The 17,765-nt window shown below is 45.8% G+C and carries 11 protein-coding genes; 7 read left to right on the top strand and 4 right to left on the bottom strand.

Going from position 1 to position 17,765, the window contains the following annotated elements; translation table 11 throughout:
- Nucleotides 1-41: 41 nt before the first annotated feature.
- Nucleotides 42-3,419 carry an ATP-binding protein gene (locus tag RIC07_RS02870; RefSeq protein ID WP_446393193.1) on the bottom strand — a complete coding sequence of 1,126 codons (3,378 nt, stop codon included), beginning with the start codon at nucleotides 3,417-3,419 and terminating at the stop codon, nucleotides 42-44.
- A gap of 322 nt (nucleotides 3,420-3,741) precedes the next feature.
- Here RIC07_RS02870 and dacB point away from each other — a divergent pair, with 322 nt between their 5' ends.
- Nucleotides 3,742-5,289: a D-alanyl-D-alanine carboxypeptidase/D-alanyl-D-alanine endopeptidase gene (dacB, locus tag RIC07_RS02865; protein ID WP_446393192.1), complete on the top strand. Its 1,548-nt coding sequence runs from the start codon at nucleotides 3,742-3,744 to the stop codon at nucleotides 5,287-5,289.
- Between the two features lie 192 nt (nucleotides 5,290-5,481).
- Here the strand turns inward: dacB and RIC07_RS02860 are convergent, their stop codons facing one another.
- The 3 genes from RIC07_RS02860 to gcvH form a co-directional block, all read right to left on the bottom strand.
- Nucleotides 5,482-6,147: a hypothetical protein gene (locus RIC07_RS02860; RefSeq protein WP_446393191.1), complete on the bottom strand. Its 666-nt coding sequence runs from the start codon at nucleotides 6,145-6,147 to the stop codon at nucleotides 5,482-5,484.
- Between the two features lie 615 nt (nucleotides 6,148-6,762).
- Nucleotides 6,763-9,765, bottom strand: coding sequence for an aminomethyl-transferring glycine dehydrogenase (gcvP, locus tag RIC07_RS02855; RefSeq protein WP_446393190.1), 3,003 nt, complete (start codon nucleotides 9,763-9,765; stop codon nucleotides 6,763-6,765).
- A 284-nt stretch (nucleotides 9,766-10,049) separates the two neighbouring features.
- Nucleotides 10,050-10,442 (bottom strand): glycine cleavage system protein GcvH, encoded by a 393-nt coding sequence (gene gcvH, locus RIC07_RS02850; RefSeq protein WP_446393189.1) that lies wholly within the window; start codon nucleotides 10,440-10,442, stop codon nucleotides 10,050-10,052.
- A 64-nt stretch (nucleotides 10,443-10,506) separates the two neighbouring features.
- Here gcvH and RIC07_RS02845 point away from each other — a divergent pair, with 64 nt between their 5' ends.
- From RIC07_RS02845 to RIC07_RS02820, 6 genes are all read left to right on the top strand, one after another.
- Nucleotides 10,507-11,343 (top strand): alpha/beta hydrolase, encoded by an 837-nt coding sequence (locus RIC07_RS02845; protein ID WP_446393213.1) that lies wholly within the window; start codon nucleotides 10,507-10,509, stop codon nucleotides 11,341-11,343.
- Nucleotides 11,344-11,460: 117 nt separating this feature from the next.
- Nucleotides 11,461-12,444, top strand: coding sequence for a quinolinate synthase NadA (nadA, locus tag RIC07_RS02840; protein ID WP_446387756.1), 984 nt, complete (start codon nucleotides 11,461-11,463; stop codon nucleotides 12,442-12,444).
- A 399-nt stretch (nucleotides 12,445-12,843) separates the two neighbouring features.
- Nucleotides 12,844-13,455, top strand: coding sequence for a cation diffusion facilitator family transporter (locus RIC07_RS02835; protein ID WP_446393188.1), 612 nt, complete (start codon nucleotides 12,844-12,846; stop codon nucleotides 13,453-13,455).
- A complete protein-coding gene (locus RIC07_RS02830) occupies nucleotides 13,445-13,630 on the top strand; it encodes a hypothetical protein (protein ID WP_446393187.1) in 186 nt (61 codons plus the stop codon). The genes RIC07_RS02835 and RIC07_RS02830 overlap by 11 nt, the downstream gene beginning before the upstream one ends.
- Before the next feature lie 9 nt (nucleotides 13,631-13,639).
- Nucleotides 13,640-14,248, top strand: a complete 609-nt coding sequence (locus RIC07_RS02825) for a TIGR04282 family arsenosugar biosynthesis glycosyltransferase (protein ID WP_446393186.1) — start codon at nucleotides 13,640-13,642, stop codon at nucleotides 14,246-14,248.
- Nucleotides 14,249-14,543: 295 nt separating this feature from the next.
- The gene (locus tag RIC07_RS02820) at nucleotides 14,544-17,747 is read left to right on the top strand and encodes a hypothetical protein (protein ID WP_446393185.1); all 3,204 of its coding nucleotides are present in this window, start codon (nucleotides 14,544-14,546) and stop codon (nucleotides 17,745-17,747) included.
- Nucleotides 17,748-17,765: the final 18 nt, after the last annotated feature.

The following is a 17,765-nucleotide window of genomic DNA, read 5'->3' as shown; positions in this document are numbered from 1 at the left end:
GTCAAAATATTCTATAGTTTGGTATATTTTGACCCCTTTTTTCATATCTTTGTGAGAAAGCCAGGTAAACTCTTATTTAGATAAAAAACAGCCGCTTTGTCCTGAGGATTAATTGTCACGATTTCCTGAAAAATACGTTTTGCCTCTGCAAATCTTTGTTGATAAAAAAGTAGAACACCTTGTTCAAATAAGGTTTTTGTTTGTCTCTTTAAACGCTGACTATTCGGAGAATCTCCATCAAAGACTTCAAAAACGGCTACGGCTAATTTTCTTCCCTCTACAGTAACCCGCTCTAGGAATCGATAGTTGTAGTTTTGAAAGTCTTCCAGTTTAAATAAGGTTTGTCCACTAACCAGAATATTCGCACCATAAACCTTGGTCAACCCTTCCAAACGAGATGCCAGATTGACAGCATCCGCTATCACAGTACTTTCCATCCGTTCCCGTTCGCCAATCGTCCCCAGCATTAAACTTCCAGTGTGTAAGCCAATACCAATGGCAATTGGAACATCACCCTGTTGCTGCCGATACTCATTGTAGCGGGTAACTTGGTGTTGCATCGCAATCGCACCCCGAACCGCATCATCTGCTGATTCTGGGAAAAGTGCCATAACCGCATCGCCAATGTATTTATCAATAAAGCCACGGTTTTCTCGAATCACTGGACTGACTCGACTCAAATAATCATTAATGAAGTTAAAGTTCTCCTGGGGAGACATGGCTTCTGATAGGCTGGTAAATGAGCGAATATCAGAGAACATAATGGTCATTTCTTTCTGAATGTGATCTCCTAATTGGACATCCACAATACTTTCATGACCCAGAAAGCGGAGAAAGTCATGGGGAACAAACCGACCATAGGCTTTGTTAATCTGAGTTAAACGAATATGGGTTTTGATTCTCGCGAGTAATTCTGATTTAGAAAACGGTTTGATTAAATAATCATTAGCACCGGACATAAAACCTTCTACTAAATCAGTCGGTCTATTTTTTGCCGTTAACATCACAATCGGTAATTCACTCGCCAAAAAATTGACTCTAAGCCTCTGACATACTTCATACCCAGTCATCCTGGGCATCATCACATCTAATAGAATTAAATCTGGTTTAAACCCACTCTCAATAATTTCTAAAGACTCTAAACCATTGGTCGCGTACATCAAGGAATAGTTGGCTAAAGAGAGTTGATTCTCTAAAACCTTAAGATTAATTGGTTCATCATCAACCACCAGAATTTTAAACGATTCTAGTGAACAGACTTGAGTTTCTAACGGAGTTAGGTCGTCTTCGTCTTCATCAATCAATGGATATTGAACTAGGACTGGAGACTGTGAGGCTGGAGAAACATCCTGCCTTGGCTGAGTGGAAAGCGGTAAGGAAAAGCGAAACTGTGAACCTACACCCACTGTGGATGTCACCCGAATTGTTCCCCCTTGCAACTCCACTAATTTTTTAGTTACGGCTAAACCTAAACCCGTACCGCCGTATTTGCGACTGGTCGAGCCATCGGCTTGTTCAAATGATTCAAAAATTTTCTCTAATTTATTCTCTGGTATCCCAATACCCGTGTCAGCGACGATAATGGTAGCCTGTTGGGATTCTGCTGGAGTATTGTCAATGTTCATACTCAGAGAATCGCGGTTTTTAACCTGTGCTGACACCTCTATTGTCCCTTGTTCTGTAAACTTGATAGCATTGCCAATTAAGTTGTAAAAAATCTGTTGTAACCGATTTTCATCGGCATGAACCAATGGAAAATCAGGAGGAACTGAATTAATTAACTGTAAAGGTTTTTTGCTAATCAGTGGCTGAGACGTATTTAATACAACATCAACGATGGCTCGCAAGCCGACGGGCTTAATTTGTAATTCTAGGTTGTGATGTTTGAGTTTCGAGAAATCCAAAATATCATTAACCAGATTGGACAATCGTCTACCACTTGAGGCAATCATGGCGAGATTTTCTTGGGCTTTCGTTGGTAATTGTCCGGCTGCGCCGTCTATTAAAGATTCAGCAATGCCAATAATGCCATTTAGGGGTGTGCGGAGTTCGTGGGATGTATTGGCTAAAAATTCGTCTTTGAGTTGGTCGAGATGCTGTAATTCAGTATTTTTATGCTCTAAAGCCACAAAGGATTCTTGTAACTGAAGCGCCATGCGATTAAACGCTTTCGCCAGCACTCCCACCTCATCAGAACGGTCTAGGTTTACAGTCTGGTCAAATTTCTCTTCTGACAACGCCGTAGCTGCGGCTTTGAGTTGCATAATGGGTTGGGCAATCCAACGACTGGTTAACAATCCGGCTGAGGTGGCTACGAGTAATGCAGCGATACAGAGTAATAGGGTTGTGCGAGTATTGGCATAAATTTGTTCCATGAAATCAGCTTCTGGAACTACGACAACAATCAGCCAATCTAAACCAAATTCGTCTTGAAAGGGGTGGACTTGAACAAAGTGTCGCCGACCTTCAAGCCGAAAGTCAAGTTGTTGACTATGACTAATCTGGTTTAAATTACCAAAGTAGTCGATTAAATAGTGGGCAGTCGAACGGATTAAGGGTTCATTTGATTCCCTTGCTCGTAATCGCGTGATCTCTTTATCCGTTTTTTTAAAGGGTGTTTTGGCGGTCGAACTTGCCACTAACAGTCCAGAACGTTCCATAATAAAGGTTTCACCAGAACGACCAATTTCTAGACGGCGCAAGAACTCGCTAACATGGGAAATGTTTAAATCAACAGACAAAACACCTTGAACTTTTCCAGTCTGGTCGTAAAAGGGTTCAACAAAGGGAATTCCCAAGGTTGGATAAGCCGCATAAGCGTAGATTTCTCCCCAGATTGGCTGACCCGCTTGCACAGCATTTTTATACCAGGGTCGAACTCTGGTGTCGTGGTGATCCTGAATGCTAATCAGTTCTAAACGCTGACCTTGATGATTGGTTGAGTAAATTTTGTAGTCCCCAGCGACGAAATTATCAGTAGCTTCAATAATCAAACTACCATCATCTAGGCGACCCGCTGACGCCAATCCGCCTTGTTCATTGCCAAAGTAAATGTAGCTAACTGTATCAAAAACTTGAACTTGGTTCCAAAAGTAATGTTCTAGGGACGCTTGGTTGTCTAAACGTAATAAATTGCTGCGAATTGCCCGGGCTGTAATTTGATTGATTAGGCTGGGAATGGTAAAGTAGTTGGCGAGTTTTTGCTCAATGCGATCGCTAATTTCCTCTTGCAACTGTCCGGCGAGATCTTCTACTGCCTTTTGACCATTTTTAAAGGAAAGATAGCCAACAAGCCCGACGGCTGTAAAAATTTGCAGGACAAAGGGGACAACCAAAATAACGCGAAGCGGTATTTTTCCTGAAATCTTCAAAATGGAATGGCTTAGGGATTGCAATACCATAGTCCATAATCCCGTCATGAAGGTTAATCTTTAGTATAAGGCGACAGAGGAGCGTCACCCTGGTTTTTGGTTTACTCAATCCATCATCGGGGGTAATTAACAAGGTTTTTAAGTCAGTTAAGCTATGATCCGGGGGTAACAGATTTGCCCTGATTACCCAGTTTGTATGCATCAGTGAAATGATCTTAGATTAATGGTTTTTTCCATGTTATAGTGTGACCGATCTAAAAGGGTGGAATAGATTTTACAGTTCAAAGGGACGTAAGGGTTTACGCCCCTACAGCTTCCAAACCTGTACTGATTCCCTGTACAGTATCAGAGGTAGCCAAAACCTTTCCCTATGCTCAATTCCCTTTTCTCGTTCAAACGCAATCAACGTCCTTACGGCTCTAGGTTTAATCCCAAACAAGTGTTACTGCTGTTGCTGTTGTTACTTGAAGCGCAACTCGTCACCCAACCCACCCTAGTTACGGCTCAAACGGATGCGCCGACAACGGTTGAACCCTCCCCGGATACAGCGCCGACAATTTGTCCGGCGGATCTCAAAGCTTCCATCGACGCGATCGCAAATCGTCCTGAATTTGATTATGCCCGTTGGGGTATCCTGATCCAACCCCTATTCTCAGACACACCCCTATATAGTCGTGAACGCGATCGCTATTTTATCCCCGCCTCTAATCTCAAATTATTCACCACAGCCGCCGCTTTATCCCAACTCGGTGCTGATTTTCGCATTCGCACTTCTGTTTATGGCACCCCTTTAAATGGAACGATCACCCAATTACGAGTCATTGGGCGAGGTGATCCCAGTTTAAGTACAGATCAGTTAAAAGACTTAGCCCAACAGCTTCGGCGTCAGGGAATTCGGCGGGTGGATCAACTGATTGTCGAAGATCGGTATTTTAGTGAACCTAAGGTTAACCCAACCTGGGAATGGTCAGATATTCAATTTTATTATGGGACTGCTGTCAATAGTTTAATCCTCAATGAAAATGCGGTCTTACTAACCTTAACTCCTCAAAACGTCGGACAACCCCTCAATATTACTTGGGCTGATCCCATTGCGGAAAACCAATGGCAGATTGAAAATGAAACTGTTACTACTGACGCCGAATCACCGGAATCGATTAATATTTCTGGGGTGCTGGGTAAACCTTTATTGCGAATTCGCGGTCAATTAGCGGCGGATGCAGGACTTTGGTTAACGGCGGTGGCAATTCCTGATCCGGCGGACTATTTTCTCCAGCATTTCCGTCGGGCGTTAGCGGATTCTGGAATTCAGGTTGAACGAGGGTTGGTGACGACTGAACCGAATTTTCAAGAAGACACTGAATTAGCGGCGGTAGACTCTCCTCCCCTGAGTGAATTGATTGCTGAAACCAATCAGCAAAGTAATAATCTTTATGCCGAAGCCTTATTGCGATCGCTAGGTGTGACTGACAAAGAGGCGGATGAGTCAACGGCTAAAGCTGGACGGGAACAGATTAGAGCGAGTTTAGCAGAATTAGGGGTTGAACCGGAATCCTATGTCCTTGCTGATGGTTCAGGATTGTCTCGCCACAATCTAGTAAGTCCCACGGCTATTGTACAAACCTTACAGGCGATCGCACAAACTCCGATGGCACAATCCTATCGCGATTCCTTAGCCGTGGCTGGGGTAGAAGGAACACTACGACAGCGCTTTCAGAATACCCCAGCCCAAGGTCGAGTGTATGCCAAAACCGGAACCATGACGGGCGTGTCAGCACTTTCTGGTTATGTGGAGGTTCCCGATTATCAGCCGTTGGTGTTTAGTATTATGGTGAATCAATCCAATCAATCAGTGAGTACCATCCGTGAGGCAATTGATGAAATTGTGGTTTTGCTGACGCGGCTACGTTCTTGTTAAAAGAGGGAATAGGGAACAGGGAACAGGGAACACCTCGGCTTCGCTCGGTGTGTAACAGGGAACAGGGGATTCTAGTGTTATTGAAAACAATACCAAATCTGGGGAACGCTACCGCCGTTATAACCCAGTCCGCGTAGGCGGACTTTGTTTGTGTAGCAGCGATTTTAATCGCCCTGGCAAAAGGGGGTTACTTTAGAATTTGGCTAACCGACTCGTGGCGTAGAGATCATGATATTCGGTATAAAACTTGCCACTTCTAACTTCTCGACGTATAGGTTTACCCGTCCAAATTTCCACAGATATCCAATCGCCGCTTTGTTTAAGTTGAAAACCGTCTTCACCTGGAATCAGGTCATCAAAAATAATTGACCAGTGGGGCGGTGAAATTTCCCAGGCTTGAGGCGGAATAATGCCCTCTTGTTTGCGATTTCGATCATAAATGGGGATAATCGTTTGGGGATTGAACCCAACCCGCGTCACAATTGGATTAACACAGCGACCTTCACGAGTCACAAATTCCAGAACTGCATCCCAGTCATAGATGGGTTGACAGTCTCCGACTCCAAACTCATCTTCTGGCACACAGATAGCGCCCATTAACCACGTTAACTTGGATAGAATCCGATTGACACGCGAGCGATCGCACTCTAGCAGATTAAGTTCTACAGGACTAAACTCGCGTAGTCTAGGTGTCCATTTGGGTGTCCATAATTCAAATGATACGGTTGGATCGATAGGGACACGGGTCAGAGTCAAGTTGGGAGTGGCTTGTCGGGGTGGCAACGCTTGGAGAAATTCTGACTGAATAAACTCTGACATCCCTCGGCTTTGTACGCTAAACATAGCAGTTTGTAACATTGTCGTTTAGTTAAGAACCTCTTTATCGACTCAACAAAAAATAATAGAACTACCCTGATCAAGGTTACGCTTCAATCTGATCGTCCGTTACCCCTCTACAGAGTTAATTTGACCTTAATTCTTTATCAAAACTTTAATATCGAAGATTTGGCGATCACTCTAAGTGATCAATCCTTAAAGGTATTAGTGATTCTTTTTGTTTAAAAATGTAATATAAATCACAGACAAGGGTCATGGGTCATTTTTTATAGCTAAAGTTCCCCCCGTCTAGATGTATAGCAGTAGACACATCGATTAGGACAAACGAACTGTGGTAGAGACGTTGCATGCAACGTCTCTACCAAATGATGCGTCCTAATCACAAGAGCTTATATCTATTGAGCGCTTCTTTGGCTAAATCACGAACAAAATTCAAGGTGTGTTCAGCTTCAAAGTTATTGTTATCGCCTTTTTCTCGATTACATTTCCAACATATCGCTCTTATGTCACTTTCGGAATAGCGAGGCCTGAAACCCTTACGATGATAGAGTTTGGCAATTTCTGCCTAAAACATGAGTTTCTATCAGTTTCTCAACGCCCAAATACTTGGCAATCATGGCTTTCAGCAATCAGCTTTTATGGTTCTTTTCCCAGAGTGACAATAGAGCGATATGCTTCCATACCCACACAAGAACAAACCAGATTGCGATCGCCAAAGGCATTGTTAATCCGCCCTACTGCTGTCCAGAACTTGTGTTCCTTTGTCCACGGTGCCGGATAAGCCGCTTGTTCGCGAGAATAGGGGCGATTCCATTCCCCAGCAATTAACACCTCTGCCGTATGGGGGGCATTTTTCAGCAGATTATTCTCCTGATCAACTTCCCCAGATTCAATCGCCTTAACCTCTTGGCGAATCCCAATCATCGCATCACAGAACCGATCCAACTCTTCCTTCGACTCACTTTCGGTGGGTTCCACCATCATTGTCCCCGCAACGGGCCAAGAAACCGTTGGCGCATGGAATCCATAATCCATTAGCCGCTTGGCAATATCATCAACTTCAATCCCGGCAGACTTTTTCAAGCCCCGCAAATCTAAAATACATTCATGCGCTACCAAACCCGATTTCCCTTGATACAGAATCGGATAATAAGGCGCTAAGCGATGGGCAATATAATTCGCATTCAGAATCGCCACCTTCGTCGCTTGGGTTAACCCATCTGCCCCCATTAACGCGATATACATCCAAGAAATCGGTAAAATACTGGCACTTCCCCAAGGGGCTGACGCCACAACGCCAACGGAGTCGTTATTGGGTACTGTTCCATAACCTTTCACAAAGGACACATCCGGCAAAAATGGCATTAAATGAGACTGTACCCCAATCGGTCCCATCCCCGGACCCCCGCCTCCATGGGGAATACAAAAAGTTTTGTGTAAATTTAAATGACAAACATCTGCCCCATAATCCCCAGGGCGACACAATCCCACTTGGGCATTCATATTCGCCCCATCCAGATACACCTGTCCACCATGAGCATGAATCGTATCGCAAATTTCGCGAATGTCTTCCTCAAAAACGCCATGGGTAGACGGATATGTCACCATCAACGCGGCTAAATTCTGGCTGTGCTTTTCTGCCTTTGCCTTCAAATCCGCCAAATCAATATTTCCTTGGTCATCACAGGTAACAGCAACCACCTTTAATCCTGCCATAACCGCACTCGCCGGATTAGTCCCGTGGGCAGATTGGGGAATCAAACAAATCTGGCGATGTCCCTCACCCCGATGTTCATGATACTGCCGAATCACCAGTAATCCCGCATATTCTCCTTGCGCCCCCGCATTGGGTTGTAAGGAAATCCCGGCAAATCCAGTAATTTCTGCCAACCACGCCTCAAGCTGCTGGAATAAAAGCTGATAGCCCTGAGTTTGAGACAAGGGGGCGAAGGGATGAATCTGGCTAAATTCCGCCCAAGTAATCGGCATCATCTCAGCAGTGCCATTGAGTTTCATCGTACAGGAACCCAAGGGAATCATCGAAGTTGTCAGGGATAAATCCTTGGCTTGGAGACGATGAAGATAGCGCAATAACTCAGTTTCTGAATGATAACGGTGAAAAACGGGGTCAGTCAGATAAGCACTGGTGCGGGCAAAAGGCGGTTCAAACCCCTTAATCTCTCGTTTTAGCAGGGAGTCTACGGGAAACGGTAGGGAATCAATCCCCTCAACGCCAACTGATCCAAAAATATCCAGGAGAGTCACCACATCTTGGAACGTTGTCACTTCATCCAAGGTAATCGCGATCGCACTCTCATCCAACACCCGTAGATTCATCCCCTTGGCTTGCGCCGCTTTGAGAATATCGCCGATTTCCTGGCTATCGAACTCCACCCGCACCGTATCAAAGAACGGTTGTGAACTAATGTTATAACCCAAGCGTTCTAACCCGGCTGCCAAGATCACCGTTAACCGATGGACACGCTGGGCAATTTGCTTAAGTCCCTCCGATCCATGATAAACCGCATACATACTAGCAATCACCGCCAGCAAGACTTGGGCGGTACAAATATTACTCGTGGCTTTATCCCGCCGGATATGCTGTTCCCGAGTTTGCAGGGCAAGGCGCAAAGCGGGTTTGCCTTGGGCATCCTTAGACACCCCCACAATTCGCCCCGGAACCTGACGTTTATACGCCTCACGGGTGGCAAAATATGCCGCATGGGGTCCACCGTATCCCAGGGGTACACCAAACCGTTGCGTCGTTCCTACAGCAATATCTGCACCGAATTCACCTGGGGGTGTAAGCAGGGTGAGACTTAACGGATCAGCCGCGACGGTAACTAAACCCCCCACTTCATGTACCTGGTTAACAAACTCCCGATAATCGTAAATCGTGCCATCGGTAGCCGGATATTGCAGTAATGCGCCAAAAATTGGCGACTCAAAGTCAAACGTCTGATGATTCCCAACAATAATCTCAATTCCCAAGGGTTGCGCCCGGGTTTGCACCACCTGAATCGTTTGCGGATGGCAATCCTGGGATACAAAGAAGGCATTGGCTTTGGTTTTGCACAAGCCATAACTCATACTCATCGCTTCCGCCGCTGCTGTTCCCTCATCCAATAACGACGAATTGGCGATATCTAAACCCGTTAAATCAATAATTAGGGTTTGAAAGTTCAGCAACGCCTCCAGTCGCCCTTGAGCAATTTCGGCTTGATAGGGGGTGTAGGCGGTATACCAACCCGGATTTTCCAGAATATTCCGCTGGATCACAGGTGGGGTGATACAGTCGTGATACCCCATACCAATGAACGAGCGAAACACCTGATTTTTTGAGGCAATGTCCCGAAGGTGGGCAAGGGCAGCTTTTTCACTTTGGGCGGGGGGTAAGTTTAGGGGATGATTTAACCGAATGGTGGAGGGAACCGCGACATCAATCAATTCATCCAGGCTGGAGTAACCCAAAACATCCAGCATTTGCGCTACATCTTCAGCATTGACACCAATATGCCGTTTAGTAAAAGAATCGGTTGAGATGAGATGATCCGCCGCCGCAGAAAGAGTGGGCTGAGAATCACTGGAGAAGCCATTGAGGGTTGTGTCTGGATTAACTGAGACATTTGAGTTAGCCATATCAAACCGATTGATTCAAGGATTTTGGTGCATCAAGCCGCTAGAGTCAGCGCGACTCCTTATTATTTTTTAACAAACCATTCACAATTGTGCTGTTATTGGTCATTTGTTATTTGTCATTCGTCATTCGTCATTTGTTAATTCTCTTCCCCAGCTTCCCCTGCTTCCAGACGTAGCATGCTACGTCTCTACATTGCTCCCTCTGCTCCCCCAGCTCCCCCAGCTCCCCCTGCTCCCTCTGCTCCCAGACGTAGCATGCTACGTCTCTACATTGCTCCCCCTGCTTACTCCTCTCCCTCAACCTGAGCCTGATATTCAGCCGCCGACAACGTGTCTTCCAATTCATCGGCATCATTGACTCGCACTTTCAGAAACCACCCTTCACCGTAAGGATCTTCAGCAATCTGTTCGGGCGATTCCACGATCGCATCGTTGCGTTCAATCACCGTTCCCGTAACCGGGGCATACATATCCTCAACGGCTTTCACCGATTCAATCGTGCCAAAGGTTTCCCCTTTTTCTAAAGCACTATTTACATCAGGCAGTTCGATGAACACAATATCACCTAACTGATCGATGGCAAAGGCACTAATCCCAATGGTGGCAATTTCCCCATCGAGTCGTACATACTCGTGGCTGTCTAGATACTTTAAGTCTTCTGGATACTCTAAAGCCATGTCATGTCCTCAAGAAAGCAGCAAAGCTAAGTGTACAACTTCTGATCGCGCCCTAATCAACGCTATGGATCAAGAAACTCTCAAACGACGGCTCTTAGGTGAGTTTAGCTGGAAACGACTGGTGCGATCGCTAATTTTTATCTACGTCTTCTTTGCCGTATACGTCTTCTTTATGGCAGATCGGATGATATTCCTACCTCGCCCCTCCAGCTACCCAGACACCCCTGACATTCTCAAGTTGACGACGGCTGATGATCTCCAGATTTCCGCCGTTTACTTGCCCAATCCGACAGCTACCTATACTATCCTCTACATTCACGGGAATGCCGAAGACATAGGCGAGATTCAGCCCCTGCTGCACCATTTGCACAGTCTCGGATTTAGCGTCTTTGCCTATGATTATCGCGGCTATGGCACGAGTCAGGGAAGTCCCTCTGAACGTAATGCCTATCGCGATAGTGACACCGCCTTTACCTATTTAAAAGAGCAACTGGGAGTACCACCCGAACAGATTATCGCCTATGGGCGTTCTGTTGGCGGCGGTTCAGCCGTAGATTTAGCCGCCCGTCACCCGTTGGCAGGTTTAATCCTCGAAAGTTCGTTCACCTCAGCCTTTCGCGTCGTGCTACCCATCCCGATTTTACCGTTTGATAAATTTCCCAACCTGGACAAGATTAGCCAGGTAAACTGTCCCGTCTTAGTCATCCATGGAACCGCCGATGAAACGATTTCCCTCTCCCACGGAAAACACCTCTTTGCCGCCGCCCCTGAACCGAAACGCTCCTTCTGGGTAGAGGGTGCAGGTCATAATGACTTGTTCTGGGTGGCTGGAGAGCAATATGGGGAGGCATTACAGGAGTTTGCCCAATTAGTCGCCACAGCGCAATCCCCCGACGAATGACAAAGGACAAAGGACAAATGACCAATTAGTCAAGAAAGAATGACATCACCCCTGCTATTTTTGGTAAAATTCACTATAATTAATTTGGAAGGTATATATTCCGGGTAATTTACAACATTGTTTACAACCGTACTGCCTCAAACGAAACAACCCTTTGGGTCAATCCCTGATGACCTATTTGACGCCATTGACACCCTCAAGCGGGAACTCAACGCCGTTATCCTTGCCCACTACTACCAAGACCCAGATATTCAGGATATTGCCGATTATATTGGCGATTCTTTAGGACTTTCCCGCCAAGCTGCTGATACAGATGCAGATGTTATTGTCTTCGCGGGTGTTCATTTCATGGCAGAAACTGCCAAAATTCTCAATCCTGACAAACTTGTTCTTCTACCCGATTTAGAGGCAGGTTGCTCTCTGGCTGATAGTTGTCCCCCGGATGCATTTGCCCAGTTTAAGGCAGAACACCCTGACCATTTGGTCATCTCTTATATCAACTGCTCCGCCGAAATTAAGGCGATGAGCGACATTATTTGCACCAGTTCCAACGCCGTCGATATTGTCCAGCAAATTCCCCCAGATCAACCGATTATTTTTGCCCCAGATCGGAATTTAGGACGCTATGTAATGCAGCAGACGGGTCGGGATTTACTCCTGTGGCAAGGAAGCTGTATTGTTCACGAAACCTTCTCAGAAAAAAGAATTGTTCAACTCCAGATTGAACATCCTGATGCCGAGGTAATTGCTCATCCCGAATGCGAACCTCCAGTATTACGTCACGCCAGCTATATTGGCTCAACCACTGCGCTATTAAAGTATTCGCAAACCAGTCCCCGTTCCAAGTTTATTGTGGCGACAGAACCGGGAATTATTCACCAAATGCAAAAGCAAATGCCCGATAAGCGCTTTATTCCAGCGCCTGCCACGAATAATTGTAACTGCAATGAATGTCCCTACATGCGGTTAAATACGCTGGAAAAACTTTATCTAGCGATGAAGCAGCGCCAGCCGGAAATTACGTTACCCGAACACATTCGGATTGCGGCGTTACAACCGATTCAGCGCATGTTAGACATGAGTGCCAAGGTTAAGGTTTAAGTTCGGCAAAAATTAGGGCAGAATTTACGCTTTCTTTCAGGCACAGTTGCTACCTGTAGGGGACTCTTCATGAAGGTGGGGAAGGGCGGGTTTTGTAGAAACATTATTGGTTTCTCGGTTAATTTTAGTCCTAAACCCGCCCCTACAGGGGATTTTATGCCACAATACCAGATTGATAGATTAACCGAAAACCGGACAACAAAACCAACCGGATTTTCCGGCGCGATCGCACGCCAAAGATGTAGGATCGGGTTTAGGGTTAAAATGAGTTAACCAACCTCAAACTGCACAACGAAACCCGCCCTAATCCCAACCTGGCATACAGGGAAAAATGTTATTAATCATATCTTGTATCGAACCTATCAACTAACCCCACCAATCCTGCTGAGGTATTTCTTAATGAGTAAGCTTTATAAAAAAGGACTTTATTTAGAATATTTTACCGTTGGCTATAACATTCTTGAAGCCATTTTTTCTATTGTTTTAGGCGCGATTAATAATAGTATTGCATTAATTGGATTTGGACTCGATAGTATTGTTGAATCCTTATCAGGATGTATTTTAATTTGGCGTCTCAGCCAGCATCAAAAGCTAACACCGGAAGCTGAAGCCAAAATTGAACGACAAGCTACCCAGTTTGTGGCAATTACATTTTTCTTGATGGCTGGATATATTGGATTTGAGTCGCTGAGAAAGTTAATTAACCAAGACGCCCCAGAGCCATCATTGCTGGGGATTATTCTCGCTATCCTTTCGTTGATTATTATGCCTCTGTTGGCATGGCAAAAAAACAAAGTTGGCAAACAACTCAATAGTCGGGCATTGATTGCCGATGCCAAAGAAACCTTAGTCTGTTCCTTTCTTTCAGTGGCATTATTTTTAGGGTTAGCAGGAAATTACTGGTTTGGCTTTTGGCAAGCTGATCCGTTTGCTGGATTTATTATCGTGTTTTATTTGATTAAAGAAGGCTGGGAGATTTGGGAAGAAGCTCACGAATCTGATGTTGACTGAATCACTATACCATGTCTCTAAATTCAATAAACTCTGGCTCTCCAGGAGTTATGGTGATCAGGAAAAGTTATTGAATTTGGTCAAAGGCTTGCTGGATAAGGATTTTCCTGTTCCCTGTTCCCTGTTCCCTGTTCCCTCCCCTCACCATAAAACTTATTCAGCAGACCCTATTTAGATTAATCGAATGACTCCAGCTACTGTAAAAGAATCTCTAATTATTTTCACCCGCTATCCCGAACCAGGAAAAACCAAAACACGTATGATTCCCGCTCTGGGGGAGGAAGGTGCGGCGAAACTGCAACGCCAGATGACAGAAAATACCCTGGCTAAAGCCAAAAAACTGCAAGCATTTCATCCTGTATCTGTAGAAATTCATTTTGCTGGGGGGAATCAACAACTAATGCAAGCTTGGTTAGGTGCTGATGTGATTTACTCTCAACAAAGTGAGGGAGATTTAGGCGAGCGCATGGTATCGGCATTTGAGAAATCGTTTGCGGCGGGAATGACAGGTGTGGTGATTATTGGTACAGATTGCCCCGATTTAAACCCTCAAATAATGGCTGAGGCATTTAAATGGCTGGAAACGCAGGATTTAGTATTAGGACCTGCCCAAGATGGGGGATATTATCTGATTGGTTTGCGGCGGTTAATTCCTGAACTCTTCGTGGGAATTCATTGGGGAACCTCGCAAGTCAGACAACAAACCGTAGAGATTGCCGAGCGCTTAGGATTAGCGATCGCATCTCTGCCCATACTCCATGATATTGACCGTCCCGAGGATTTGGGCAGGTGAGAACACCCTATTATTTTGCCGAAAGAGAATATTTTGTATCTATCGAGAGACTGATTTTTTTACCCTCAAAGTGTGATTAGATTAGCCCCTATCGCGTTATTTTTAGCGCTTTAGCGCGAATTGAGCGAAATCATAGGAATACGAGGAATTTATCGGGCTTTTGCCCGGTGTAAGTCTGCCCTGTTCGGTTAACTTTTCTCTACCCCTGCAAATCGACGCTAGGGGTAGATTTACCGTTCCTAGTCGGCGTTGTCTGCGCCACCTCTTATGACTGTTGAAACTTAAATGGTAGATTGTGAATAACCTGAAAACTCAATTCTTTAGTAGGGTAATCAGTAGCCTTGCCCTTTCCTGGTGCATCTGTAGTCTTTGCACTCCTCCAGTTCAGGCTGAAGGAAGCCGCGAATTAACCTCAAGTGGTGGCTTTCGTCCGTTTTTGGACTATCGCAATGACTCTCTGGATACAGGACCAATACAGCGCCAAACGACGATTCTGGTTTATGCTAAGGCAGGTGAGACACTCTACTTGGGTTCCAGTGCTGTGGGCGTCGGTCGGGGTAGGATTGATTACACAAAACCCAGTGGTGCATCTGGTAGTTGCGACGACACGGGTAAGATTGAAAATCGTGCAGAAGAAGAAATAGGACCGAATACTCTTTTTTCTGGGGGTTACACCCCTTGTATCGAGGACGTCGATCAAACTGGGGTTTGGCAAATTGACTTTGTTAGTCCTGATCCTTCGAGTACAGTCAACCCAGAGCCTATTGCTGCCGACGAGGATTGGTCTCCACAAGATGATAATGATAACTTCGTAATCGCTTGGGATGTCACCGTAGCCGACGAGGATAGACCCATTAAAGGTCGCGCCTTTGCCAATTTTCTGGCACTGAATATGGGGGATTTAGACGTACCCCTGAGTTCCGAAGCCTACATCTTGACCGAAGCAGGTTATGTTTACCGCATTGACTTGAATGGTACAGAACCCTTTGGATTTATCTTCTTCTCAAACAATAAAGGATTTAGACAACCCAATGGCAACCCATTCTTCTCTTCTGTTCCCCTAGATCCACCCCCTGACTTCCAAAATCCATTACGCAATCCCGATACTGGTGATGACCGAACCCACAGAATTTTCTTTAATCGACCTGAACCCGGAATTCTAGACACCCCCCTAGAACCGATGGCTCCTGGGGAAGTGAGCAATTTTAGGTTTATCGGTGATGAGGGGACGCGAGGTCAAGCCGCCTCGCCGGGTGGTGGTATCTTTCGGTTCACAGCGACACAGGCGGGTAGTTACAGAGTTGTCATTGACTTAAATGGCGATGGCATATTCGGAAACGATGACGGCTCAATCCGAGATAGAATCATCACGGGTCGAGTGACCGAAGGGGAAAATCAAGTGGTTTGGGATGGTTTAGATGGGAATGATAACCCCATACCCGGCGGTTCTCAGGGATTCCGGGTTCGCATCAATCTGTTTGCGGCTCAAGTCCATTTTCCGTTTTTAGATGTGGAAGCGAGTCCCAATGGGATTATCCTGGAACGGCTGAATGGTCAAAACAGTCCAGATTTTACCGTTTACTATGACGATAGCCGTTTTAGTGGACCTGGCATTCCTCCTGATCCCCTAGATGCCTCAATCAATGGAGTTGGTCTAGAAGGAATCAACAGCAGTAATGGCGCTCATCGCTATGGTTGTTCTGATGCTAGTAGTGAAGAAACTTGTTTTGGCGATGTTAGGGGTATCGATACTTGGGCATTTTTACCGTCTCGGGATTTTACCTTTACGGATGCTATTGTCATTGCAGAAGCAGACTTGGCAATTGAAAAACGGATTCGTTCAGACCGAGTGGTTGCCAATGGTACGATTGACTTCGAGATCACTGTAACCAATAATGGTCCCAATGATGTCATGGGGGCAACGGTAAGGGATGATATTCCCGACACGATTACTGATGTCAGGTGGACTTGTGCAATTACTGACGGTACAGGGAGTTGCGGTGCGGCAAATGGTACAGGTAATGCGATTGATACAACCGTCACGCTCGACCCGGAGGCTACCGCTACTTATAGGGTAATCGGCACTCTCTCGAGAACGGCTTCCGGAACCTTAACCAATACCGCCACAGTTCCCCTCGGACCCAATAACTCCATAGGAGATGACGTAACTGATCCCAATCCGGATAACAATACCGATACGGTTCAAACCCCCATCGAACGAACCGCCGACTTGAGCCTAACTAAAACAACAACCCCTGATAATCCCGAACCGGGGGACAATGTAACCATCTCCATCACCGTAACCAATGATGGACCTCTCGCCACAACTGATGTGCAAGTTAGGGACTCCTTACCAGCCGGATTGAGCTTTGTTTCAGCAACACCCAGCCAGGGAAGCTATGATAACCAAACGGGCGTCTGGACTGTGGGCACTCTGGATAACGAAAGTAGCGCCATGTTGCAAATTCAGGCAACCTTAACCACGACTGAAACCGTCGTAAATCGATCGCAAGTTATAGCCTCAGATCGACCTGACCCAGATTCTACCCCAGGAAACAGCATTGCTGGCGAGGATGACCAAGATAGTGTGACGATTCCCTTGCAATTCGTTGACCTCGGCTTGAGCAAAACCGCACGCCCAAACCAAACCAATGTGGGAGACGAAATAACGTATACCATTACTCTGACCAATAATGATACGAATGACGCGACTGATGTGGCGGTGACGGAACCCTTACCCCCTGAGATAACCTTTAGATCGGCAGAAACGTCTCAAGGTTCATACAATCGCAGCACCGGAATTTGGTCAGTGGGGAATCTAGCCAATGGTAATGAGGCTATGTTACAGATTAATACCACTGGGGATATTCCCGGTTCCGTTACCAACACGGCGGTGATTAGTGCTTTAGATCAAGATGATCCGAATCCTGGTAATGATCAAGCCAGTGCTGAGGTATTTTTGGCTGGAGAACCACACTTGCTTCTAGTGAAACGGATTACTGAGGTGAGGAGAGATGGACAAGTGATCGAAGGCATTAACTTTGATACGGTTGTAGACGATCCCACTGATCCGGATGATAACGCGATTGGCTGGTCTCAGCTACCGGGGGGAGGGCTTTTAGGGGTTCCGATGATTAGTCCTGATAGACGTTTAGAAAGTGGCGATACTGTGGAATATACGATCTATTTCCTGTCAAATGGTGGCACAGTGGTTAATGGTGTCGATGTTTGTGATCTGATTCCTCAAGGGACAACGTTTATCTCAGATAGTTTTAGACAAGGGAGCGGAATTGTGTTAAATCAAGATGGGACACCGACACCCCAAAGTAATGCATCGGATCAAGATTCGGGGACATTTTTTCCGCCGCTCAATCCTGTCTCAACGCCTTGTGATGAAACCAACAATCCCAATGGCGCTGTGGTTGTCGAGTTAGGCGATATTTCTAGCACCGCTCCCAATAATGTGGGATTGATTCGCTTTCGGGTGGAAATTGATTGAAAATTAGGAATGAATTCT

The organism is Coleofasciculus sp. E1-EBD-02 (assembly GCF_040218245.1).
Lineage (GTDB): Bacteria > Cyanobacteriota > Cyanobacteriia > Cyanobacteriales > Coleofasciculaceae > Coleofasciculus.
Note: the sequence above shows the minus strand (reverse complement) of the source record. Positions and strands in the feature narration are given on the sequence as shown.